General features: G+C 53.8%; 28 protein-coding genes. 18 read left to right on the top strand and 10 right to left on the bottom strand.

Annotated features, from left to right (window positions below):
- The 3 genes from J2I48_RS25950 to J2I48_RS25940 all read left to right on the top strand — a co-directional run bounded on the left by J2I48_RS25950 (window position 1) and on the right by J2I48_RS25940 (window position 1418).
- Window positions 1-441, top strand: a complete 441-nt coding sequence (locus J2I48_RS25950) for an element excision factor XisH family protein (protein WP_207338445.1) — start codon at window positions 1-3, stop codon at window positions 439-441.
- A complete protein-coding gene (locus J2I48_RS25945; RefSeq protein ID WP_207338444.1) occupies window positions 408-746 on the top strand; it encodes a XisI protein in 339 nt (112 codons plus the stop codon). Before J2I48_RS25950 ends, J2I48_RS25945 begins: the two co-directional genes overlap by 34 nt.
- 108 nt (window positions 747-854) lie before the next feature.
- Complete coding sequence (locus tag J2I48_RS25940; RefSeq protein WP_207338443.1) at window positions 855-1418, top strand: hypothetical protein; 564 nt, start codon at window positions 855-857, stop codon at window positions 1416-1418.
- 3 nt (window positions 1419-1421) lie between these two features.
- Here J2I48_RS25940 and J2I48_RS25935 read toward each other — a convergent pair whose 3' ends face one another.
- Entirely contained in the window at window positions 1422-1916 is a 495-nt protein-coding gene (locus J2I48_RS25935) for a GNAT family N-acetyltransferase (RefSeq protein WP_207338442.1), read from the bottom strand.
- A 79-nt stretch (window positions 1917-1995) separates the two neighbouring features.
- On the opposite strand from J2I48_RS25935, the gene J2I48_RS25930 reads away from it, so the two are divergent.
- Complete coding sequence (locus J2I48_RS25930) at window positions 1996-2454, top strand: hypothetical protein (protein WP_207338441.1); 459 nt, start codon at window positions 1996-1998, stop codon at window positions 2452-2454.
- A 10-nt stretch (window positions 2455-2464) separates the two neighbouring features.
- Here the strand turns inward: J2I48_RS25930 and J2I48_RS25925 are convergent, their stop codons facing one another.
- Window positions 2465-4837, bottom strand: coding sequence for a TonB-dependent receptor (locus J2I48_RS25925; protein ID WP_207338440.1), 2373 nt, complete (start codon window positions 4835-4837; stop codon window positions 2465-2467).
- Between the two features lie 368 nt (window positions 4838-5205).
- On the opposite strand from J2I48_RS25925, the gene J2I48_RS25920 reads away from it, so the two are divergent.
- The 5 genes from J2I48_RS25920 to J2I48_RS25900 all read left to right on the top strand — a co-directional run bounded on the left by J2I48_RS25920 (window position 5206) and on the right by J2I48_RS25900 (window position 9687).
- The gene (locus tag J2I48_RS25920) at window positions 5206-5721 is read left to right on the top strand and encodes an RNA polymerase sigma factor (RefSeq protein ID WP_207338439.1); all 516 of its coding nucleotides are present in this window, start codon (window positions 5206-5208) and stop codon (window positions 5719-5721) included.
- Between the two features lie 252 nt (window positions 5722-5973).
- Window positions 5974-7449 carry a bifunctional phytoene desaturase/3,4-desaturase gene (crtID, locus tag J2I48_RS25915; RefSeq protein WP_207338438.1) on the top strand — a complete coding sequence of 492 codons (1476 nt, stop codon included), beginning with the start codon at window positions 5974-5976 and terminating at the stop codon, window positions 7447-7449.
- 65 nt (window positions 7450-7514) lie between these two features.
- Window positions 7515-8351, top strand: coding sequence for a phytoene/squalene synthase family protein (locus tag J2I48_RS25910; protein ID WP_207338437.1), 837 nt, complete (start codon window positions 7515-7517; stop codon window positions 8349-8351).
- Between the two features lie 68 nt (window positions 8352-8419).
- On the top strand, window positions 8420-9010 hold the full coding sequence (locus J2I48_RS25905) for a hypothetical protein (RefSeq protein WP_207338436.1): 591 nt from the start codon (window positions 8420-8422) through the stop codon (window positions 9008-9010).
- A 35-nt stretch (window positions 9011-9045) separates the two neighbouring features.
- Entirely contained in the window at window positions 9046-9687 is a 642-nt protein-coding gene (locus J2I48_RS25900; protein ID WP_207338435.1) for a Uma2 family endonuclease, read from the top strand.
- A 17-nt stretch (window positions 9688-9704) separates the two neighbouring features.
- Here J2I48_RS25900 and mnmH read toward each other — a convergent pair whose 3' ends face one another.
- From mnmH to J2I48_RS25865, 7 genes are all read right to left on the bottom strand, one after another.
- On the bottom strand, window positions 9705-10727 hold the full coding sequence (gene mnmH / locus J2I48_RS25895) for a tRNA 2-selenouridine(34) synthase MnmH (RefSeq protein WP_207338434.1): 1023 nt from the start codon (window positions 10725-10727) through the stop codon (window positions 9705-9707).
- Between the two features lie 28 nt (window positions 10728-10755).
- Window positions 10756-11118: a hypothetical protein gene (locus J2I48_RS25890; protein WP_207338433.1), complete on the bottom strand. Its 363-nt coding sequence runs from the start codon at window positions 11116-11118 to the stop codon at window positions 10756-10758.
- A 4-nt stretch (window positions 11119-11122) separates the two neighbouring features.
- Window positions 11123-11560: a hypothetical protein gene (locus J2I48_RS25885; RefSeq protein WP_207338432.1), complete on the bottom strand. Its 438-nt coding sequence runs from the start codon at window positions 11558-11560 to the stop codon at window positions 11123-11125.
- Entirely contained in the window at window positions 11557-12045 is a 489-nt protein-coding gene (locus J2I48_RS25880) for an SRPBCC family protein (RefSeq protein WP_207338431.1), read from the bottom strand. Before J2I48_RS25880 ends, J2I48_RS25885 begins: the two co-directional genes overlap by 4 nt.
- 77 nt (window positions 12046-12122) lie before the next feature.
- The gene (locus tag J2I48_RS25875) at window positions 12123-12686 is read right to left on the bottom strand and encodes a Crp/Fnr family transcriptional regulator (RefSeq protein ID WP_207338430.1); all 564 of its coding nucleotides are present in this window, start codon (window positions 12684-12686) and stop codon (window positions 12123-12125) included.
- A gap of 6 nt (window positions 12687-12692) precedes the next feature.
- Window positions 12693-13406, bottom strand: a complete 714-nt coding sequence (locus J2I48_RS25870; protein ID WP_207338429.1) for a pyridoxine 5'-phosphate synthase — start codon at window positions 13404-13406, stop codon at window positions 12693-12695.
- An 89-nt stretch (window positions 13407-13495) separates the two neighbouring features.
- Entirely contained in the window at window positions 13496-14443 is a 948-nt protein-coding gene (locus tag J2I48_RS25865; RefSeq protein ID WP_207338428.1) for a sugar phosphate isomerase/epimerase family protein, read from the bottom strand.
- A 708-nt stretch (window positions 14444-15151) separates the two neighbouring features.
- Here J2I48_RS25865 and J2I48_RS25860 point away from each other — a divergent pair.
- The 8 genes from J2I48_RS25860 to J2I48_RS25825 all read left to right on the top strand — a co-directional run bounded on the left by J2I48_RS25860 (window position 15152) and on the right by J2I48_RS25825 (window position 21387).
- Window positions 15152-15598, top strand: a complete 447-nt coding sequence (locus tag J2I48_RS25860) for a hypothetical protein (RefSeq protein ID WP_207338427.1) — start codon at window positions 15152-15154, stop codon at window positions 15596-15598.
- Entirely contained in the window at window positions 15595-16653 is a 1059-nt protein-coding gene (locus J2I48_RS25855; protein ID WP_207338426.1) for a saccharopine dehydrogenase family protein, read from the top strand. Before J2I48_RS25860 ends, J2I48_RS25855 begins: the two co-directional genes overlap by 4 nt.
- 77 nt (window positions 16654-16730) lie before the next feature.
- Window positions 16731-17402: a deoxyribonuclease V gene (gene nfi / locus J2I48_RS25850; protein ID WP_207338425.1), complete on the top strand. Its 672-nt coding sequence runs from the start codon at window positions 16731-16733 to the stop codon at window positions 17400-17402.
- A gap of 68 nt (window positions 17403-17470) precedes the next feature.
- The gene (locus J2I48_RS25845; protein ID WP_207338424.1) at window positions 17471-17920 is read left to right on the top strand and encodes a GatB/YqeY domain-containing protein; all 450 of its coding nucleotides are present in this window, start codon (window positions 17471-17473) and stop codon (window positions 17918-17920) included.
- A 107-nt stretch (window positions 17921-18027) separates the two neighbouring features.
- Window positions 18028-18564: a CvpA family protein gene (locus J2I48_RS25840; RefSeq protein WP_207338423.1), complete on the top strand. Its 537-nt coding sequence runs from the start codon at window positions 18028-18030 to the stop codon at window positions 18562-18564.
- A complete protein-coding gene (locus tag J2I48_RS25835) occupies window positions 18561-19163 on the top strand; it encodes a Uma2 family endonuclease (protein WP_207338422.1) in 603 nt (200 codons plus the stop codon). The genes J2I48_RS25840 and J2I48_RS25835 overlap by 4 nt, the downstream gene beginning before the upstream one ends.
- Window positions 19164-19273: 110 nt before the next feature.
- The gene (rlmN, locus tag J2I48_RS25830; protein ID WP_207338421.1) at window positions 19274-20350 is read left to right on the top strand and encodes a dual-specificity RNA methyltransferase RlmN; all 1077 of its coding nucleotides are present in this window, start codon (window positions 19274-19276) and stop codon (window positions 20348-20350) included.
- A 128-nt stretch (window positions 20351-20478) separates the two neighbouring features.
- The gene (locus J2I48_RS25825) at window positions 20479-21387 is read left to right on the top strand and encodes a manganese catalase family protein (RefSeq protein ID WP_207338420.1); all 909 of its coding nucleotides are present in this window, start codon (window positions 20479-20481) and stop codon (window positions 21385-21387) included.
- Between the two features lie 409 nt (window positions 21388-21796).
- Here the strand turns inward: J2I48_RS25825 and nhaD are convergent, their stop codons facing one another.
- Window positions 21797-23098, bottom strand: a complete 1302-nt coding sequence (gene nhaD / locus J2I48_RS25820; protein WP_207338419.1) for a sodium:proton antiporter NhaD — start codon at window positions 23096-23098, stop codon at window positions 21797-21799.
- Window positions 23099-23250: 152 nt separating this feature from the next.
- Here nhaD and J2I48_RS25815 point away from each other — a divergent pair, with 152 nt between their 5' ends.
- Window positions 23251-23559, top strand: coding sequence for a hypothetical protein (locus J2I48_RS25815; RefSeq protein WP_310587313.1), 309 nt, complete (start codon window positions 23251-23253; stop codon window positions 23557-23559).
- Window positions 23560-23647: the final 88 nt, after the last annotated feature.

Raw genomic sequence — 23647 nt, 5'->3', positions numbered from 1 at the left:
ATGGCAGCAAGAGATTTATACCATACTATCGTCGTGGAAGCGTTAGTGAAAGACGGCTGGACAATTACTGATGACCCGTTGTATCTGGACTACGACTCACATAATTTGTATGTCGATCTGGGAGTTGAACGAAATACAATTGGTGTTCAACGGGGTAAGGATAAGTTGGCTATAGAGGTTAAAACATTAGCTGGAGCGTCGATAGTGACGGAAGTCCAAAAGGCAATAGGCCAATATGAAATGTACGAGTCAGTTCTCACTGATATTGAACCTGACCGAATCGTATACTTGGCTGTTCCAAGAACAGAGTTCGAGATTTTCTTCACGCAGAAATTGGGACGACGACTAATTGAACACCGTACCTTACGAATTATGGTTTATGATGTCGAGGCTAAACAGATTTCGCAATGGATAAACTGGCACAGTACAGACAGGCAATAAAGTCAACGTTGCCCTGGTATATCAGTGGCTCATCGCCTGCAACAGACCAAATTGTAAGGGAGCTGGTCATTGATGAAGAGCATGATCGTTACCAGGTCATTCGTATGGGATGGCGGGGAAAGACAAGAATATTTGGCCCTTCCATTCACGTAGAAATCAGAAATAACAAAATCTGGATTGAGTACGACGGTACTGACCGGCCTATCGCCGATGAGCTGGTAGAGGCAGGTGTGCCCAAAGAAGATATCGTGCTAGCCTTTCAGCCAGAAGAACTTCGGGCACATACGGGTTTTGCTGTGCGCTGACGCCGAACGACTCACGCTTCATTGCTGTTGCCAAACCAGCGACGTGCTACTCACAACGCGCCCTGACCCACCGGGTTCGGTCTACGCAATCTGGGGCGATTTTTATTTATGAAATACGTTCTTAGCCTTCTACTTCTGGTAACTTTCTCTGCCTGCGACAATACGGCTAGGCAGCAAACCGCCCCTGTCTATTACGATGTGCTGGGGTATGTGAAAGGACAAATTGAGGCGCTGTCGAAAACAAAGCCGATGGTGAGCAAGCAGGCGCAGATGGGTGCTAAAACTCAGCAACTGACCTCCCGTACTGTCAACTGGAAACGTGAATTGGAACTGTTCACCCAGGCCGACATCAATAAGCCCGCCCTGCGCCAAAGTTACACCATTGCCCGCCCCGATTCGCTCACGTACCGATACACGCTGAAGCCGTCGGAAAAGAATTTGACTGTGCGTTCATTGACCGTGCAACTCGATTCTGCCACGCGCCAGCCCCGGCAGATTGAAGCCGTACTGGTCACCAAAAACTTCCTCTACGAATCAGAACGGCATATTTTATTGGAAAGTGGTCCGGTTAAGTCCGGCGGTTGGGGTGTTCGGCACTACCGGCTGCGGGGGTTCCAGCACCTGTCCGTTTCCGATGCTCACCCGTTTGATGTGGAAGGTACGGTGAATTAACCATCAGAGAAACAACACCATCGTTTCTTCATCAACGTAATTTCCCTGCCATTTTATGGCCCGCTTTTCCAGCGAAAATGACTGGAATCCAAAGCGTTCGTAGAGACGTTTGGCTGGGTTGGTATGTACTACCGTCAGGTTGATTTGCTCAATGTCGCCCAGGTTTCGTGCCCGGTCAATCAGGCCTTGTATCAGCAGCCCGGCAATTCCCCGGCCCCGGCACTCAGGCGCGACATACATACGAAACAACAGCCCCTTATGCCGCAGCTTGACCCGGTCCTGACCCTCGCGCTGAAACGAGACGACGCCCGCCAGTTGTTCACCCAAATACGCCCCCAGCGTGAAACTGTCAGGTTCGCCCCGCGTGGGAAATGAGGCGTTCTCTTCGTCGGGCGGGGCAATACGAAAACTGTCGGCATCAGCCACAAGGCCGGGTAGGAGGAGGGCGCGATAAGCAGGCAGGTCGGTCGTGGTCAGTAGGCGTAGGGTTGGTATCATGAAAGGAAACAGATTGACTTGATGAAATGTCGATTCATTTTACTTAACTTTTGTGTAGCAATCCTCACCCGACACCTTTATGCGCATCTTCTTGCTTCTTTTTGCGGTATTAATATCGGCCTGCTCGGCCAAATACCAGCCCCTGCGAGTGCAACCCAACCGCTTGCTTACTAGTAGCGCAGCCCTGAATGACCCCGCTACCGCCCCCGACACCACCATCAAGCGTATTCGAGCCGCCGGGTGGTTGTCCCGAAAGATTGTCATCAAGAAGCAGGATGGCAGCGTGGTGCGCATTCCTAAAAACACGGTTTGGGGCTATTCCGACAAAAATGGCAAAGTGTGGCGTCGCTATCGGGCCACTTTTTATCAGGTCATTCGCATAGCCGACGTGGTTGAATACCAAGATGTGGTTGCGCAGACCTACGCGGTAAACGGCCAACCCTACACGGTTCAACAAACCGTCACGCGCTACAGCCGAACCCTCGACAGCCCTATTTACGGCACCAAACGGCGTGCCCTGCGCGACGAAAGCAAATGAAGTCTTCTGATTAAAAAAGCCATTTCAGCCGCAGCGACACGTTGCGGCCCAGGTCGTTGGTATAATAGCGGAAGCGGTTCATGTAGTCGCGGTATTGAACGTCGAAGAGGTTGGTAGCCGAAAGGCTGATGTCAACACTCTGCTTGTCGGAAATAGCCCACAGACCACCCACAGCCACATTCCAAAGCGAATAGGCAGGTGGGGGCGGGGCGAAATCGCTGTTGGCTGGTACGCGCCGCTGCTGATCGACCAGTAGATTCCCCACGCTCACAAATGAGTTGCGCCAGTGGCCCAGGGTGGCTTCGCTGCGCAGCAGGTCATACCGGAGGGTGTTTTCCCAGCGGTTGGGCGGAATCATCACCAGCGGCTGTTGCTGCTGAGTGTCCTGCACGTAGAGGTACGACGGTTTGGTGGTCCACTGCCAGCGCATGCCCATCCGCCAGTTGAGCGTAGCGTCGAAACCGGTGTAAATGGCATCGGTCTGGGTGTATTTGAAAAACGGAAATGCCCCCCGAACCGTCAGGATGGGTGCCGCCTGGGGTTTCAGGTAAATGTAGTTCTGGATATAGTTGTAGTACAGATCAAGGTCCACCTGCCACCGGGCGCTGTGCCATTCGGTGCTCAGGCTGGTGCTAAAATTCGTTTCCGGGTGCAGGCTAACGTCGCCCTGTTCGTAGGCGGCCGCGCCGTGGTGCACCCCGTCGCTGAATAATTCGCTGATGTTGGGTGCCCGCCAGGCCGTGCCTAAGTTCAGGCGGGTGGTCCAGTGGTCGTTGTGGTACCGGGTGATACCAAATGTGCCAGAGGGGTTGGCAAACCGAAAAACGGGGTCGTCATACACCTTGCCCACATACCGGTATATCTGCATCCGCCGCCAGTCGTAGCGCAGGCCAAGCTCATATTCCCACTGCTGCTGACGGAGCTTTTCAATCACAAACACCCCCACCGTATAGGTCTGGAAATTGGGAATCAGCGGTCGGCCCGCCATAATATTGTATTGGAACAGACCGCTCAGGCCCGCCGTGTGGCTCCAATTGCCCCGCTGCCGCGACGTTCGTACCAGATCGGCTGTGTAGGTGGTGAGCTGAAAACGCAGTTCGGGTAAATCGAGCGCGGCCAGGGAGTCGTTGCGGGGGCGGTGCAGGTCATACTCCATGCGGTCGTCGGTTTGGCGAGCCAGGGTCAGGTTCCAGTCGGTGCCAGCAGCGGTTTTGTAGGCCGTCCGCCACTTCAGTAGGTCGTGCTGTATCTGCTGGTAAGGTCGACCAATATCATAGCGAAAGCCCGTTTTCACCAGCGGTTCACCCGATTGCAGCACCTGTTGCAGGTCGGCCAGGCTACCAATGTGCGATCCCGTGAAAATGCCGATTTTGCTCTGGAAACGGCTATAAAACACCTCCGTCTGCCAGCCGTTGCCCCGGTAAGCCAGCGCCGCCGAGCCATTTTCTTCGCGGATGCCCGTGTTGTCTACATAATACGTCGGCGTTTGCTGGTTGCCACCGGCTCTCAGCGTGCCCTGCAACCGCCACCCAAACCGGGTTGTGCCGCCGGGCAGGGTCGGGCCAAAAACGCCTTCTACCTGGGCCGAGGCCACGCCCTGCCGCCCATTGCTGAACCCCATCAGGTTCACCTGCCCCTGTACGGGCCCGGCCGTGGGCAGTAGCGCAGGCTCGACCAGAATCACACCGCCAATGGCGTCTGACCCATAGCGCACCCCCGCTGCGCCCTTGATCACCGACACCCGGCTAGCCACAAACGGATCAATCTCCGGCCCATGTTCCGACCCCCACTGCTGCCCCTCCTGCCTGATGCCATTGTTCAGGATCAGCACTCGGTTGCTGTGCATGCCGTGAATAACCGGCTTCACTACCGATGACCCCGTTTGCAGGGTGGTCACGCCCGTGAGTGTTTTCAAGAGATCACCCAGAGTTTGTCCACGTGCCTGATCGAGCGTTCGGCCTTGAATAGCCACAACAGCCTGACTACTCAGCGCGTCCGTTTTTTGGGCCGACACATTCACGTTTTGCAGGTGCTGTACTTCTTCACCCAACATGATATCCTGCTCAGCTTCGTCGCCCTGGTGGCGTAGAACAACTGGCTGACGTGTTTCGGCATAGCCCACAATGTGACCAATAAGGGTGTAAGTGCCTTCGCAGAGATGCTCGAACCGATAGGCCCCCTGACCGTCGGCTATTACCCCTTGCCCTGTTTCTTTAATGAGCAGGGTTGCGCCCGGAATGGGCTGGCGCGTTTCGCGGTCAAGTACTACGCCTTTTACAAAACAACGGCAAGCGCCCGACTGCGCCTGAGAGGGGAGATAGCTCCCCAATGCCAGCAACAAGACGATTAGGCTATAGGTGATTGAAAGTAAACTAGGTCTCATCAACGGGGTAAGCCAACGCTGAATACGTTCTCGCAACAAAGTTGCAACAAGAAGTTAACGCGATTCTGAGCCAATAGGACTGTTTTGTGAAAAATTTTTTGTAAATAATTTTTTTTGTTGAACTTATGCCGTAGAATTGTTCAACAAAATACACACGGCCAATTCCACAAAGTGGGGAAATATCTACCCATATGGTGCTTAAAGTGAGCATCTACCCATAGTGGCACGGAGTAGCTTGGGTATTTTAAATGACTGGTTTTGAGTGTATTAACCTAAACTTTGTTAGCCTTAGTCAGTGATCGAAAAGTCTGGTCAAGTAATTGTCTAAGGGTAAGCAAGATTGATTCAACAAAAAACTTTTCGTAATCATGACAGCGCTCGAATTCACCAACCATATTGGCAAAGTTTCAAAGTCATTGCGTCCTTTCGCGCTTCGTCTAACGAAAGACAATGAAGATGCCAACGATTTGTTGCAGGATACCCTTTTGAAAGCCTACACCAACCGTGATAAGTATACCGATGGTACAAATCTTAAAGCATGGTTGTATACAATTATGAAAAATACGTTCATTACAAACTATCAGCGTATGGTGCGTAAAAACACCTTCATTGATACAACTGATAACCTGCATTACATCAATTCGACAGATAGCAGCACAGACAACCTGGCCTATTCGTCATTTGCGCAGGAAGATATTGCTCGTGCCGTAAACAACCTTGATGACACCTACCGGACACCGTTTATGATGCACTTCCGGGGTTTTAAATACCATGAAATTGCCGCTAAACTGGATATTCCCATCGGGACGGTAAAAAACCGCATCCACATTGCGCGGAAAGAATTAAAAACGAAGTTGCACGTATATGCCCACTTCGCTTCGTAGTGTCGTAGCTACGCTTCATCACTGGGGCATAACTACCCCACTTCCATATTTTGAGTAGTTTTTGGTTAAAAAAGAGGAAGGTTCCGAAAAGTTAGATGCCCTGCGTCTAACTTTTTTTGTGCTTATATCCATGTCCAACGTTTAAAGTTTAATGTCTAAAGTTGCACTGCTAAACAGGCGGAGTGATATTGTAGCAAAACTTTAAACATTGGACCGCAGCGGCGGACCGTGTTAAACTTTGAACCAGTTTTTATGCCCCAACGCGTTGCGGTAATCGGGTCCGGCTTTTCCGGACTGTCTGTTGCCACGAGTCTGGCCCACAAAGGCTACGACGTCACGATTCTAGAAAAAAATGAGATGCCCGGTGGCCGGGCGCGGCTATTCCGGGCCGAGGGTTTCACCTATGACATGGGTCCCAGCTGGTACTGGATGCCCGACGTGTTCGAGACCTATTTTGCCCGTTTTGGTAAAACCCCCGCCGATTATTACAACCTGGTCCGGCTCAACCCATCGTATAAAGTGGTATTCAGTCCTACCGAGGCTGTTGACATGCCCGCCAACCTGGATGAACTAAAGGCCCTTTTCGACAGTATCGAACCCGGCAGCGGGGCGCGGCTAACTGAATTTCTGCGGCAGGCATTCTACAAGTACGATGTGGGCATCAACAATTTTGTGTGGAAACCCAGCCGGTCCGTCACCGAGTTTATGAGCATTAAGTTGCTCTACGACGTTACCCGGCTCGACGTGTTTCAGTCCTTCGCCAGCCACGCCCGCAAGTTTTTCACGCACCCACGGCTGCTGCAACTGATCGAGTTTCCGATTCTGTTTTTGGGTGCCACGCCCCAGAATACCCCGGCCATGTACAGTATGATGAACTATGCCGAAATGGTGGGCGGCACCTGGTATCCCATGGGCGGGATGCACAAGATCATCGAGGGTATGGTGGCCCTGGCCCAGGAGAAAGGCGTCAAAATCCTGCTCAACCAGACCGTGCAACGCATTGAAACGGTGGGCGATACGGCCAAACGCGTTCATACCACCCAAGGCGTGTTTGAGGCCGACGTAGTGGTAGCCAGTGCCGACTATAACCACGTAGAAACCAGTCTGGTAGCCCCCAGTGAACGTAACTATTCCGATGAATATTGGGCTAAGCGCGTGATGGCTCCGTCGTCGTTGCTGTTTTATTTGGGCGTAAATAAGCGCATTCCGAAGCTGGAACACCATAACCTGTTTTTCGACGAAGATTTTGGGCTGCATGCCCAGGAGATTTACGAAACGCCGAAATGGCCTAGTAAGCCCCTGTTCTATGCCTCGGCCCCCTCGAAGACCGACCCCAGCGTGGCCCCGGCAGGTATGGAAAACCTGTTTCTGCTTATACCCGTAGCGCCCGACCTTACCGACGACGAGGCCACTCGCGAACGCTACTACCACCTGATCATGCAGCGGCTGGAGGCCTACGTGGGCGAAAACATCCGCGACCATGTGATCTACAAACGCAGCTACGCCCACCGCGATTTCAAAGCCGATTATAATGCCTTCCGTGGTAATGCCTACGGCTTGGCCAACACGCTGATGCAGACCGCAATCCTGAAACCAACCCTTAAAAACAAAAAAGTGCGTAACCTGTTCTATACTGGTCAGCTTACCGTTCCGGGACCGGGTGTTCCGCCGTCGCTGATCTCTGGACTGGTCGTTGCCGACGAAGTAGCGAAAGAATTTTCTGTGTAGCCACCGTTGCGCCGATGCGTAGCCTTTTGCGTACGTACCTAACCCTTTCCTAACCGTAGCCCTGTATGTTAGCCTTATTCAACCAGACCGCGCTGGAATGTAGCAAACTCATCACTGAACGCTATAGTACGTCTTTTACGCTGGGAATCAAGACGTTAGATAAAAAATATCACCTGCCTATCTACGCCATCTATGGCTTCGTACGGTACGCCGACGAGATCGTAGATACGTTTCATGACTTCGATAAGCAGGCGTTGCTGGATCGGTTTCGGGCCGACACCTACCTGGCTATCGAAGAGGGTATCAGCCTGAACCCGGTGCTGCATTCGTTTCAACTGGTGGTGCGGCAATACAACATTGAGCGGGCACTAATCGACGCGTTTTTGCGGAGCATGGAAATGGATCTGCAACGCTCTGACTACGACGAGGCGGGTTATTCAGACTATATCTACGGCTCAGCAGAAGTGGTGGGGCTAATGTGCCTGCGGGTGTTCTGCGAAGGTGACGCCGCCGAGTATGATCGCCTGCGTGAGCCTGCCCGCAAACTGGGTTCGGCATTTCAGAAGGTAAACTTCCTCCGCGACATCAAGAGTGACTACCAGGAGCGGGGCCGCACTTATTTTCCCGGCGTAGACTTCACCGACTTCACCCGCGACGCCAAAGCGTTGATCGAAGACGACATTCAGCGCGACTTCGACGATGCGTATCAGGGTATTCTGGCCTTGCCTCGTGGAGCTAAAATGGGCGTTCACCTGGCTTATACGTATTACCTGAAGCTATTCTGCAAGATCAAAAATCTGCCTGCCTCGCGCATCCAGCAGGAGCGTGTCCGGGTACCCGACCCGCAGAAATTCGCCCTCCTGGCACAGACCATGCTACGCTATCGGCTGAACTTGTTGTAGAATAGACGGTGCCATTAGTGCAACCCAAGCGCGTTGACCAGTGTTTTTACTAAAACACCTCATGTATTATGCTGCGCACGTTGCTTCTTTCCTCCGTTCTTCCGTTCCTCCTCTCCTCCATTTTCTCGTGCAACTCCGAACGCCTGCAACAGTCTGACAAGCTGAAGCAACAGATGGCCGACATGCGCATCAAGCGCGTGACCGATGCCGATTTAAGCGAGGCGGTAAACAGTTGGGGTGAACAGATTGTGGCCATTGCCGAGAAAGAGGCTGCCACCAAACTTGCCAGTTTAAAGGACAAAAACGTAACGAAAGAAGCCGCCTGCGACATTCGGAATTTGCCGAAAACGCAGGCGGTAGCCAGACGTTATGGCATGACTATCAGTTTGTTGACTGCCGCAGATGTGCAGAACTTGACATTGGCGAAGAAAGAACGCGAGGTGCTGGACGCCTATGCGTACAATGCCGAAAATAACCAACCGCAAACCAGCAACATTCAGCGGGTTGGCGATACACTCTTTGTCTACAACAATGCCGTGCCGGCTAACAGCGCATTTTGCCAGCAGTGCTTTGGTGATCAGAAAACCCCGTTGGCGGTGTGGCGGCTGGCCTTTCCCAAGCGTGAGGTAATCCGCCATTTCAATGCAAAAAAGCTCTAAGTAAATCGTGTATTTTTGGTGAAAAGAGACCTGCTATGGAAGCAACTACGATTCAATTGCCAATGACCCTGGCCGAACGCGACGCGGCCAAGGATGAATTGCGTGTGTCGGCGACTTGGGAGGAGTACGTGGAGTTGGCTGAGGAGATTCCCTACAATATTGAATTCCTAAACGGTGAAATCATCTCCATGAGTCAGGCAACCGATTTGCACGAACAGCTTATTGCACAGTTGATTACTATCTTCACTAACCTGTTCGACGATCAACCCGATTACCGGGTGTTGGGCAGCAGCGTGAAAATTTGCATCATTGAAGGCGAAGCTGAATTCAATGCTGATTTGTCTGTTGTACGTGGGCCGTCGGAGTATGTAACGTTGCCAAGTGGGCGGGTATCTACGGCGCGGATCAAGAACCCGGAGATTGTGGTGGAGGTACTATCGAAGAGCACCAAAGCATATGACCAATCGGATAAGCTGGACCAATACAGACTTATTCCGTCGCTACAACACATTCTGTTTGTGAGTCAGGAGGCCGTTTTCGCCCGCGTTTACTCCCGTACCACCCAGCCCGATCAGTGGGTCGATACCGACTACCGGTCTATCACCGACGTTGTTCGGCTGGGGGAATGGGAACTGCCGATGCAGAAAGTCTATAAAAAAACGCCTTTTACTGTCTAGGCGTTCTCGACTTTAGTTTACATTTCATCTGCCCAGGCAATCAATTGCGTAGCCGTTTCTGCGGGGGTATCGCGTTGAATATCAATAGGATACACGTTGGTTTGATCGCGCAGGCTGAGGCCGTAGAGGTAGGCCTTGTCGTAATAATCGAGGGTGAGGTTAGCCACCGTGGCGTAATCCTGCTGTTCCAGCGCTGCCAGACAATCTTTGGTAGCCTGCCCACCCAGCCGTTTCTTGATCCGCTCGGTAGCTTCTACCAGTAGCGCGTGGTCAATGCCGGTGTACTCGCGCACAAGGCGCTCTACCCGCACGGCCTTGGGCACGTCAACGAAGGCCACCGGCGCGGCCCGCATTTGGGTCCACAGCGGCGGGGCAACAAAGCAGCTACCCACGTTACGACTTTCGTCTTCAAGCCAGATACGTTGGGTAGGGTCCAGCCGCCGCCATTTGTCATAAATCAAGTTCTCAAACATCTCGCTCGATGGCTGCGGCAACTGCCCGATGGCTCCGTACGATGAGCCTTTGTGGTGCGCAAGTCCTTCAAGATCAATGATTTGCTCGCCCTGTGCGGCTAATTCTTTCAAAATGTCGGTTTTGCCAGACCCCGTTTTTCCGCCCAGGATGATCAGATTACGCGGTTCGGCGAGGCCCGCCAGCACGGTGTTCCGGTAGGCTTTGTAGCCGCCTATCAGCGTGTCGGCCTGCACACCGGCGGTGTTGAACAGCCAGGCCATCGAGCCTGACCGCATGCCTCCGCGCCAGCAGTGCACCAGCACCTGCTTGCCCTGGGGATTCAGCTTTTTAGCCGCCCGCACAAAATGGGACATCTTTGGCCCCACCATATCCAGCCCCAGCAGCACGGCATGATCTTTTCCGGCCTGCTTGTATTTAGTACCCACCAGCGCCCGCTCTGCATCATCAAACAGGGGCATACTCACCGCCCCCGGCATGTGCGCATGTCCAAACTCCCCCGGCGACCGGACATCAATAATGGGCAAGTTTTCAGATTGGGCCAGGAAATCGGGGACGGAGAGGGGCATAGAGTAAAGGTACGGCTTTGCGCACTCATCAATCAAACAAGGTCGCCCACGGGATCACGAAGGGTAAGACCAAGACCCACACCAAAAAAAACAAGGCCATGGATTTGGGGTAAGGCTGATGCCTGAGTAGGGCGGGCAGCGCCACCACCACTAGCCAGGTCGACTTGTAGATGAGTTGAAACAACAGTACCAGGCTCATTTGTCCGGGATAAAACAGCCCCAGCGCCGACAGCACGAAAATAGCTCCCCACAACGCCCCAACCAGCCGGATGGCTTCGGAATAAGCCAGATCATTGGTAAATACGGTGGTCAGTGCCGTTCGGGGGGCAAACAAACTGGTTAGGCTGATCCAGCCAGCCACAATGACGTTAGCGAAATACAGGTAGATCATACTGCTAAAAGCGTTTGCCAACGCCCACCTTAATTACTGGATAAACACTGTTTTTGTCTGCATTGAGAGTTGGCCCCACGCCCAGACGCCCGTCAAACACCCAGTCTGAGCCAAACACGTGCGCGTAGCCGCCACCGGCATAGGGTAACCACGTACCCGCCCCGTCGCGCCGAAGCAGGGCACTGCTCACCAACGCCGACCCGACGAATGCATAAGGCCCGGCTAGGGGTGTTTGGGTATAATATTTCAGATTCAGGCCATGCGTATGCTGGAAATTTGTTTCGCTCTGTAGCGTGAAGCGACCTACCGTGCGGCATTCGATACTGACCAGTGGCGTAATCGGCACTAGCAGCACACTTAGCCGAACCGTGATGACCGGCGTTGACTGCGTCAGGCCTGCCTCTGGTGCGGCACAAAGTAGCCCTAATAGTGCCCATTTCATGACTCGGCCAGGGTTTTAATCTTGGTCATGGCGGTTGGCAAAATGGCCCGATAACGGCGACCCAGCGCACGGCCAAACAGCCCTTTGGTCAAACCCGTAAACCAGACTTCATGCGTAAACGTAGTCCTGCCCGACTGGCTTGTCAGGTATCGCTTCACAAACAAAGCGCCCAGCGGCAGCTTTGTGCGGAAGGTGTATGAGACGCCCGGAACCACCTCAGTTAGCTTGAAATGGGCTTTCGGTCCCTTATCAGGCAGGAGTATACCCGTGCTGCCAATAGCAAACGGACCGTTGAGGACGGCAGATTTCAGGCCGTCATCCCATAACTTCCAGTTGGGAACATCGGTCCACAACTGCCAGATCGTATCGGGTAGGGCCGTGGTTTCGAGCGCATGGCTGAAGTGCGTGTTGGTAGGTAACTTCTGCCCATTGGCCCACGAGACGGTTAGGAGAGCAATGGTTAGTGTGCTGATAAGGTGCTGCATAAGTACGTGGCGATTGAGCTACAAAAGTCAGCCGCCCAATTGCCCAAACACTGCACCTATGTTAACTTCGAAAGGGGCTACCAAATTTTTCTTCGAATCCGGCTTAGCGACTGCTGCGCAATGCCCAGGTAGGAGGCCAGGTGTTTCAGTGGCACCCGCCGCACCAGGGCAGGTTGGCTACTGAGCAGGTTGCGGTAACGGTTTTCTGCTGTTTCGGTCTGTAAGGCTTCCAGAATTTCTTCGGTGTACTGTTGCACTTCCTGAATCAGTAACCGGATAAACGTGCTCCATGACTCCAGGCTCAGCAGTGCAAACGCGTCGGTGTATGTCATCCGCCACAACACACTGGCTTCCAGCGTATCAATACTCTCTTTGGCGGGTTGCTGAGTCGTAAAACTCTTTTGCGACGTGAACACGTAAGGTACGTCGGTGAAATACTTCGTAACCTCCTCGCCATCTTTCAGGATAAAAAAGCGCAACAGACCGCTTTCCAGAAAATAGAGGTGTCGACAAACGGTGCCCTCACTCAAAATCAAGGTGCTTTTAGCCACTTCGTGCCGGTCAATGCACACCTCTATTCGCGCCCAGTCAGCTTCGGGGAGCGGCACGTAGGTCTCGATAAATTGGCGAAATGGGTGCATGGTCAGCTAGGTCAACTCCCGCCGGTACATCTGGATCGTGTTCTCCAGCCCAAAGTAAAGCGCATCGCAGATGAGGGCGTGACCGATGGATACTTCGAGAAGACTGGGGACTTTTTCGGCAAAAAAACGAAGGTTTTCCAGACTCAGGTCATGCCCTGCGTTAAGACCTAAACCCAGCTCCTGTGCTTTCTGAGCCGCTTTTATGAAGTCAACCACGGCGGCGGCGGGGTCGGTGGGGTAGTGGGTGGCGTAGGGTTCGGTGTAAAGCTCAATGCGGTCGGTGCCCACGGCTTTGGCGCCTTCCACCATTCGCGCATCGGCATCGACAAAAATAGACACCCGGATACCATCGGCCTTGAAAGTATCGATTAGCCTCCGCAAATGATCGGCGTGGCGAATGGTGTCCCATCCGGCGTTAGACGTAATAGCGTCGGGGGCGTCGGGCACGAGCGTAACCTGCGCGGGTTTCACACGGCGCACCAGCTCTATAAACCGGTCGTCAGGGTTGCCTTCAATGTTGAATTCGGTAGTGACCACCTCGTGTAAATCCAGCACGTCCTGGTAGCGAATATGCCGCTCGTCGGGGCGGGGGTGAACAGTAATGCCCTGAGCACCAAAACGCTCACAGTCGAGCGCCACCTGCACTAGGTTCGGGTTGTTGCCCCCCCGCGCATTCCGGATGGTGGCTATTTTATTGATGTTGACAGACAGGCGGGTCATTTTTTGAGCGATGAGTGATGAGCGGTAAGTGGTAAGTGCGGCATTCGCATAACTACCGTTGGCTTCAGCCGGTTCGTATTTACCGCTTATCACTTAACGCTCATTGCTAATGCCTGCATTTTCTGAAAGGCCGTTTTGGCCACCTGATCGGCGGGTTGGGCGTAGTAGGATTTGTTGAATACCTCAAACGAAAGCACCACGGGCCGGTCGGGGTTTTTGATCATGGTCAGTGTCTCGCGCAGAGGAGCCACGCCGTCGCCGGGGTAGATCCGGTCGGCATCGGTGATCTGGGCGGCGGGCAGGTTGGCGGGGTAGTCATTCACGTGGAATACCTCGATGGCCGGTTTGCCCACCAACGGCAGTGCCGTAATGCCCGAGCCGCCTTTGTAGAGGTGATACACGTCGAGCAGCAGCCGGGCGTTGGGAAGGTTGGCTTCGGCGGCTACAAAGAGCACGTCGGAGAGCCGGTTGAGGTTTTTGGCGAAGCCCCACAACTCCAGCAGCGGGGTAACGCCTGTTTGTGCGCCCAGTTCCAGCAGTGCCCGGTAGCGTTCGGCAATGCGGTGCAGGTCAAGCACGGGGGCGTCGGCCTGTTGCGCCCCCACGGGCGGGGCCGCCACACGTTTGCAGCCAAGCTGCGCAAGCTGCTCCATTTCGACTTTCATCTGGTCGAGGCCTTTCTGGCGGGCGGCGGCATCGTCGATGATCCAGGGAGCAAAGCCAATGGCGTTTTCGATGGTAAGGCCCAGGTCAGCGATGCGGCGGCGGGCTTCGGCGGGGGTGTTTGTTTTCAGGTAGGTCTGCATCGTGCCCACCCACACCTCTACCGACCGGAATCCGGCTTTGGCGGCCGTTTCCAGCTCACCCATGAAGCCCAGTTTCTGACCCATGATTGTGCTCATGTTCAGGCAGACGGTGAATGGCGCTGCTTTCGGAGGCTCAACAGGCTGAGCGAAGGCGACTTTCGTACCTAAAACGGCAGGTAAGGCGGTAAGCGCAGCAAGGGTTTGGCGGCGGGTAGGGCGAGGTGTTAGCATAGTGAGAAAAGAGCAGGCAGGCAGACGTATACTTTTCAATGACTTGCTATCACTGGCATTAAATCCAGCAGAGAAGCAATTGCTGGTGTGGTACATCAGTTGACAGATTTTAAACACCGAAGCCCAACCGAGTGGGGTTGGGCTTCGATAATCTATACAGAAAAAAGTAACTTTCGGAGTGTAAGGTCTGGTGGAACAGACCCTTGCTCCCGTTGTCGTGCGCGGAGCGCACGGATTGTTTGGCACTCAAAACATGTACCACCATGCAGAGAGAACCGAGACGAGGCGTGAAACAGCAAATTTCACGCTTCCTCAAACAGAACCAGCACCTGATCTCTACGATAGGGACGCTGGTTCGGACCGCTTTTTCAATGTTGATGTCTTGGCATCGGCATGACTAAGTAGTCCAACGCGTACCGAAAGCCCTCTGTTTTGCCGACAGGGGGCTTTTGCTTGGTTTTCAGGTACTTCTCTGCGAAGTGCCTAAGACAAAGCTAAACAAAGGTAAGCAAAAGGTAAGCAAACATAAACAAGGTCTAGCAAACGTAAACAACGTTTTCAGTACTGTTTAAAGCACTGGTTTTCATAGAGAATAACGTCTGTTTGAAAAAAGCTCCCTCGCTTCCAACAGTAGCATAGGCACTATTCATCATATCCTTTCAAGGCCAATTATAGTTTACCTCCTAACTAAACAACGGACTCAGCGATATGGATACTATAGCCAGATCATTTCTCAGCGGCCTTGCCGGGGCCGTGGCGCTCAACGCCCTCCACGAAACCGTTCGGCAACTGGAGCCAAAAGCCCCTCATGTGCAGAAACTGGGCGAACGTGGTGTTGTGAAAATCACGAAAGCCACCGGCCTGCCCACGCCCACCGGCAACGCGCTTTATGCCACGGCTATGGCGGGCGATCTGCTGTCTAACACCCTGTATTATAGCCTGATAGGGTTGGCGAAACCGCCGGCTATTCTGCCCCTTGGCGCTGTGCTGGGTGCGCTGGCCGGTGCGGGTGCCGTTACCCTAGCCGGGCCGCTGGGGCTGGGCGATGCCCCCGTTCGTCGCACGGCGGCTACGGCTTCCATGACGGTGGCCTGGTATGTGGTTGGCGGGCTAACGGCGGCTGGTATCTTTAGCTGGTTAAACCGGCTCAAATGAACCCACCCAACACCTTTCTGCTCTACGGAGCCAACGGCTATACCGCCCGCCTGATACTGGAAAAAGTAGCCCAGTTTGGCCTGACACCCATCTTATGTGGCCGCGACGAAACAAAGCTCCGCCCGCTGGCCGGCCAGTATGGCTTCGCTTACCGCGTGGCCGACCTTGCCGACAGCGTGGCGCTGGGTGCCGCGTTGCAGGGTGTTGCGGTGGTGTTGCACTGCGCGGGGCCATTCTCCAAAACAGCCTTGCCCATGCAACAGGCCTGCCTGCGCAACGGCGTTCATTACCTGGATATTACGGGCGAAATAGCCGTCTTCGAGCAGGGTGCGGCCCTGGACGCCGAAGCCAAACGGGCAGGCGTCATGCTTATGTCGGGTGTGGGGTTCGACGTGGTACCAACCGATTGTATAGCCCGCTACCTGAAAGACCAACTGCCCGATGCCACGCACCTGCAACTGGCCTTTGCCAATGACGGCGGCGCGGTGAGCCACGGCACCGCCCAAACCGCCGCCGACGGCCTGGGGCAGGGCGGACTCGTGCGCGAAAATGGCAAACTAAAAACTGTTGATTATGCACATAAGGTCTTGACTGTTAAGTTTCTAAATGAACAGACTTTGCCCTGTATGAGCATTCCTTGGGGCGACGTATCGACGGCTTACTATACCACGAGCATCCCCAATATTGAGACGTTTATGGCTGCCGAACCCATGGCCATCCGGTTTGCGCGGGCGGGAAATTACCTGGGTTGGTTACTGCGCCAAAAATGGGTGCAACGGTTTGTTCAACAGCAGATTACGAGGCGCATCACCGGCCCCAACGCAACCAAACGCAGCCGCGCCAGTACACAGGTGTGGGGCCGCGCCTGCAACGCCGCCGGACAATCTGTCGAAGCGCGGCTCTTTGGTCCCGACGGATATGACATGACCGTGCTGGCTTCGTTGCTGATCACCCAAAAAGTGCTTCAGGGACAAGCCCGGCCCGGTTTTCAGACCCCCGCCGGCCTATTCGGTGCCGATCTGGTGCTGGAAATAGCCGGAGTGAACAGAGTTTAAAGTCTAATGTTTAAGGTTTAAAGTTGCCGCCCCACCAGCATTCCGGTACGGCAACTTTAAACCTTAAACATCAGACCTTGAACATTATACACCCCTGGCCCGATAGCCCCGAAGCGGCGGTTACGCTGCAACAGCAACTGCGCAATCAGATACGCATTCAACCCCTGGACCGGCCTGCCGAGACCATTGCGGGCTGCGATATTTCGTTCAACAAGTTTGAAGAGACCGTCTACGCCGGTATTGTCGTGCTGCGGCTCGACACACTCGAAACCATCGCCGAAGCCACGGCCATCACCACCACGTCGTTTCCCTACGTACCTGGCCTGCTGTCGTTTCGCGAGATACCCGCCCTGCTTGAGGCTTGGGCCAAGCTGACCATCCTGCCCGACGTAGTGGTATTCGACGGCCACGGCATTGCCCACCCCCGCCGACTGGGTATTGCCTCGCACGCGGGCCTGCTGCTGGACCGACCCACATTGGGCTGTGGCAAATCGGTGCTGGTGGGGCGGTATGAAGAGCCAGCCTTAGAGCGTGGCTCGTGGTCGCCAATGATGCACCGGGGCGAGGTTATTGGCGCGGCACTTCGGACTAAAAACAAGGTCAATCCCGTTTACGTCTCACCCGGTCATCTCATTGATTTACAGACCGGTATCGACCTCATGCTGCGTTGCGATGGTGGCTACCGGATTCCCGAAACCACGCGCCGGGCGCATAATCTGGTCAATGACGTTCGACGGGCAAACCTATAAGGTTTTAAAAACCTTGTAGGTTTACGAGAAGCGGTAACTTCGCTTTCCAATCACTTATTCTACAATCCATGTCATTAAAAGCACAAATCGACGCCGATGTGAAGGAGGCCATGAAGGCCAGAGATCAGGACCGCCTGCGGGCGTTGCGGGCCGTGAAGTCTATGATCCTGCTCGAAGAAACTAAAGAAGGGGCCACCGGCGGCGACCTCAAACCCGAAGACGAGATCAAACTCCTTTCAAAAGCCGTGAAGCAGCGCAAAGATTCGGCCGATATTTACCGGCAGCAGGGCCGCGAAGACTTGCTGGCCACAGAAGAAGCTGAAATTGCCGTGATTGAAAAGTATCTGCCCAAGCAGCTTTCAGAAGACGAACTCCGCTCGGCGGTGCAGGCCGTGATCGCGCAGGTAGGCGCCACCGGCCCCGGCGATATGGGCAAGGTGATGGGTGCCGCCAATAAAGCGCTCGCCGGACAAGCCGATGGCAAATCCATCTCGGCTATGGTGAAAAGTTTATTATAATGAGAAATGTAAAATGAAGAATGGAGAATGAAGAATGTAAAATGGCTTCGCGCTTTAGAATGTAATGCGCGAAGCCATTTTACATTCTTCATTCTCCATTCAATCCTATGGTCACTCTCGATATTCTCATCTTGATACCCCTGGCGTGGGGGGCGTATAACGGCTACCGAAAGGGGTTGCTGGTGGAGATTGTGGCCATTATTGCGTTTGTCATCGCGCTCATTGTGGGCTTCAAATTTCTGCAATTCGGGATTGACCTGCTGGCTCCCTACATCAGTCGCGAACTGGCGCGGAAGTTTTTGCCGTGGCTGGGGTTCTCCATCATCTTTTTCCCCGTTGTGTTCATGATCAACCGCATGGGGTTTGCCCTGCGCCGGTCGCTGAAATATACCCTGCTGGGTACGTTTGACAGTGTGGCGGGGGCGGCGGTGGGCATATTCACCTGGGTGTTTGGAATTAGTGTGATTCTCTGGCTGTTTAGTTTTATGAACGTCAAAATGCCTGCTAATCAGGCCCGCGACAGTTTCATGTACCCCCTGCTGCGGCCCGTAGCGCCCAAAGTGATGAACGTGGCCACCGTCTGGATGCCGAAAGGCCTGGAAGCTGGCCGAAAGTTTAAACGCGAACAGATCACTACGCCATGATAACCACTGAAGAACCCGTACAAACGTCGGCCATTCCGGCCCGGCTCATACGCGAAGTGCTCAACGGCAGACCGTTATATTATAAAGGCTACCGTGACGTACTGGCGGGCCAGGTCAAATCAGAAGAAATTATGGGGAGTAGTGATTTACAGAGTGTTATTGTTGGTGCTATCTATGGCTACTTATGGAGTCAGATTAATCGAAGGCAGTATCGAATGGTTACTAGCGAAGCGGGTTTGCACATCAGCAAGGGTAATAACTTCGCCGCCGACATTGCTATTTTCGATAAAGCCACATTACCTGTTTTAAAAGGTAAATATTTCGATGTGCCACCCAAAGTGCTGGTTGAGGTAGATATCCGAATCGACTGGGACGAAGACGTGGCCAATGACGTGAACTATATCCTCGAAAAATCACAAACGTTATTCGATTTCGGTGTTGAGCGGGTGCTTTGGGTACTGACGGCTTCTCGAAAAGTAGTTGTCATGCAACCCGGAAAAGACAGTATTATCACCGACTGGAGTAACGACATAGTTGTATTAGACAATTGTGTATTGAATATCAAAAACTTACTCGACGAGGAAGAGATCGTATACTAATGGGTGAAAGAGCGAAATAGTAAATGAGCGAAAGGTGCCTACGTCGATTACTGCTCTAGGGTAAGCCCCATTCGCTCATTCACTATTTCGCTATTCACTCGTTCGCTTTCATGAAACAAGACATTAGAAAATATACGCCCGCGCAACTCACCGACTGGTTCAAGCAGAACGGCGAACCGGCGTTCCGGGCGAAGCAGGTGCAGGAGTGGATCTGGAAAAAATCGGCGCGGTCGTTTGGACAGATGAGCAACCTCAGCGTGGCCCTGCGCGATAAACTCGACACCGATTTTGCTATCAATTCATTAACAGTAGCTACCGAACAACGCAGCAATGACGGCACCATTAAATCGTCGTTCCGGCTGTTTGATGGTAATTTGGTGGAGGGCGTACTCATTCCAGCCCTTCGCCAGGACGACCAGGAGCGAGATCGCACCGGCGCACCGGTCGCACCGAGAATGACGGCTTGCGTGTCGAGTCAGGTGGGGTGTTCGCTCACGTGCAAGTTTTGCGCCACGGGTTACATGGACCGCAAACGCAACCTCGACGCCGCCGAGATCTACGATCAGGTGGTAGAGATTGACCGGCAGGCCAAAACTACGTTCGACGCTCCGCTCACCAACATCGTCTACATGGGCATGGGCGAGCCGCTGCTGAACTACAAAAACGTGCTCGAATCCGTAGACCGGATCACCTCGCCCGACGGGCTGGGCATGTCGCCGAAGCGGATTACGATCTCCACAGCGGGTATTGCCAAGATGATCCGGCAACTGGGTGACGATGGCGTAAAGACCAACCTGGCTCTGTCGCTACACGCGGCTAATGACGTGAAGCGCGATCAAATCATGCCGATCAACGAGAGCAATTCGCTGGCAAATCTGGCCGACGCGCTGGGCTATTTCTACCGCAAAACCGGTACCCGCGTCACGTTTGAGTACATCGTGTTCTACAATTTCAACGACACACTGCAAGACGCCAAAGAGCTTTGGGAGTTTACTAAAAAGGTGCCCGCAAAGATCAATATCATTGAATATAACCCCATTGCCGAGGCTAGTTTCAAGAATACCGACCCCCAGACACTCGATAAATTCGCGGGTTATCTGGAAGATCGCGGCGTGACCGTGAGCATTCGCCGGAGCCGGGGCAAGGACATCGACGCCGCCTGTGGGCAATTGGCAGGGAAGAAATAGGCATTCGGTGGTCATTGAATGACAGGGCAGCGAAATGACCAATATCTAATCATTCTATAGATTTAATAGAACATACATGACGACTGCCGGTTAGGTCTGTGATAATACACCCAAAACCACAGTTCGTTATGATCCTGAAAATGGACCGGTTGCCTATTGAGCTGCCAAAACCAACTAACCCTTCGGCTAATGATGCCGCCGCCGTCCAGGAATTGCTGGGTGGTAAATTCGGGGAAATGTCTACCCTGATGAACTACACCTACCAGTCGTTCAATTTTCGGGGACGTAAGAAACTCAGACCGTTCTATGACCTCATTTGCAGTATTGCAGGGGAAGAGTACGGCCACATCGAGGTGGTGTCGTACACGATCAACCTACTGCTGACGGGCGTGTCGAAACGGGGCATTGACCCTACCATTGCGCCACTGGCCGAGGGTGTTAACGCCCGCAACACGTATCACTTCAATGCCAGCGGCCAAACGGCGCTGCCCATGGACTCGATGGGCAAGTTCTGGGATGGCTCCAATGTCTTTAGCAGCGGCAACCTGAAGCTCGATCTGCTTCACAACTTTTTCCTGGAATGTGGTGCCCGTGCCGGTAAGATGCGCACCTACGAGATGGTAACTGATCCCACAGCCCGCACCATGGTAGGTTACCTGCTGGTACGCGGTGGTTTGCATGTGGTGGCCTACGCTAAAGCCCTGGAGTTACTCACGGGCGTGCAGGTAACCAAACTGCTGCCGATTCCTGACCTCAGCAACGATAAATTCCCCGAAGCGAAGAAGTTCATGGACGACAAGATGCACCTGAAACTCTATACCTTCAGCCAGGACGACTATAAGCAGGCGGCCCTGATCTGGCATGGTAACCACCCAGAAGATGGTCAGCCGCTGGAAGTAGTGCAGGGTGCTATTCCCGGCCATCCTATCCCCGACCTGGACGAGGAGCCACAACTAAACGCGCCAGGGTCAGACGATTACGAATATGACCCGCAAATGTTTGCCGACATGGCGAAGAAGATGGGTATTTCTTTGTAGAAAGCAAAATAACGTTGGTTTGCCCTAGCTGGTAAATGCCTACGCGGCAGTACCCAACCCGGCCCAACTCTACCGCTATGGTATTTGTTGAAGCCTAATGGCGAGGGCCTGTTATGAACGAGCGGAAGAGACCGCTCGTTCATAATAAGCGTGATTTAGAGTCGGCAAAGTTTGAGGGGCAAAGGCCTGATACGGGGACTAACCATCTTGTCAGTAGTGGCCCATAGAATAGCGCGCGAACTGGTTGTAAGAATATGGATGCTCAGTACGTATACCGCTCTAAGTTGATAGCCCCGAATATACCCAGCCCGCCGTTAACGTTGCTATAAATGGGAGTTACTTCGGCCAAGGTTAGGCCGATTGATTTTGTATAGGATTGTCGTTTTTTAACAGCAGTTGTCAGCGTATCTTATCGCAACAGCGCCACCTGCCCCAGGTACACGCCTGCCCCGGCGAGATAACCCAGCAGGGCCAGCCAGCTGATTTTGCGCAGGTACCAGCCGAATTCGAGCTTTTCCATACCCATCACGGCCACGCCCGCCGCCGATCCGATCAGCAAAATGCTGCCCCCCGTACCCGCGCAATAGGCCAGAAACTCCCATAACTGATTGTCGGTGGGGAAGGTCTGCAAATCATACATGCCCATGGCCGCCGCCACAATAGGTACGTTATCGACCACGGCCGACACCAGCCCGATAAGCAACACAATCACGTCGAGTTGCCCTACCGACTCGTTCAGTGAGTCGGCCAGCAGGCGCAGGCCCCCCACGGCCTCCAGCGCTCCCACGGCCAGCAGAATGCCCAGGAAGAAGAGAATTGAGGGCGAATCGATGTTCTGGAGGGCATAGGCGGGGGTAAGCGGTTCGCGGGCGGCCTCGTCTTTGTCTTTGTGTATCACCTCCGAGGCCACCCAGATAACCCCTAGCACCAGCATCATACCCATGTAAGGCGGTAATCCGGTGAGAGTTTTAAAAATGGGAACGAACAGCATGCCCCCCAGCCCAATGGCCAGCATCAGCCGCCGGTCGCGCCGCCGTACCCGCGTCACATACGGGCGACTGACCCCTTCTTCCTCCTCCGACGGCACAAAAGCCGTGGTGGCGGCGGGGTAGCGCATGGTAAGAATGCCCAGTGGTACCAGCATGGCCACCAGGCTGGGCAGGAGTAGTGTCTTGATGATGTTGAGCGTGGTAACCTGCCCCCCGATCCAGAGCATGGTGGTGGTCACGTCGCCAATGGGTGACCAGACGCCCCCGGCATTACAGGCCACGATGGTCATGCCCGCCATGATACGCCGCTGCTGCGGGTCGTGCACGAGCTTCCGTAACACCGACACCATCACAATGGCCGTGGTGAGGTTGTCGAGCAGGGCTGAGAGGAAAAAAGCCAGGAAACTGCTGATCCAAAGCAGGGTACGGGTGTTGCGGCTGGCAATACGGTCGGTGATGAGCGTGAAGCCGTCGTGGGCATCAATCAGCTCAACGATGGTCATAGCCCCCAGCAGAAAGAAGAGGATTTCGGCAATATCGATCAGGTGGTGCCCCAATTGTTCGCTCACCGCGTGCCCGTCTGCTACCCCCGACAGCGCGTAGATTGTCCAGCATAAAACGCCCGTAATGAGCGCCGTAGCCGTTTTATTGAGGTGAATAACGTCTTCGAGCGTGATAAGCAAATAGCCCAGCAGGAAAACGAGCAGGAGGGTAAGGAGCATGGTGGGTTAGGAAATTAAGAATTAAAAATTAAGAATTAACGGCAGGAATGATAGCAGTGGCCCCCTGCGTTATAGACACATGACACAGTCGTATAGTTTACCGGATGTGGAAAGCCGATGTATCGAACTGATTCTTAATTCTTAATTCTTAATTGATTATTGTAACCCCCTGGCTCTGGGTCAATGGCATGACCATTTGGCCGTTTGTGTTGGTGCAGCAACCGAATCCCTCGGCGCGGCTGCTCAACCATGAGCGTATTCACCTGCGGCAACAGCTGGAACTGCTGCTGTTGCCGTTTTATATCTGGTACTTCGCCGAGTACGGCTACTACCGCCTGCGGGGCCTCCGTCACTACGAAGCCTACCGATCTATCCGCTTCGAGCGCGAAGCCTTCACCCACGACCATAACCTCGACTACCTCAACAAAAGGCCATTTTGGGCGTTTCTGAATGTACAATGAACCGCAGCGGCGGACCGTAATGTATAATGTACAATGCGGTCCGACGGATTGGCTTCGCGCCCAGGCTTATTGAGCAAGAGTCATTGTA

It is taken from the genome of Fibrella aquatilis, assembly GCF_017353255.1.
GTDB lineage: Bacteria > Bacteroidota > Bacteroidia > Cytophagales > Spirosomataceae > Fibrella > Fibrella aquatilis.
Note: the sequence above shows the minus strand (reverse complement) of the source record. Positions and strands in the feature narration are given on the sequence as shown.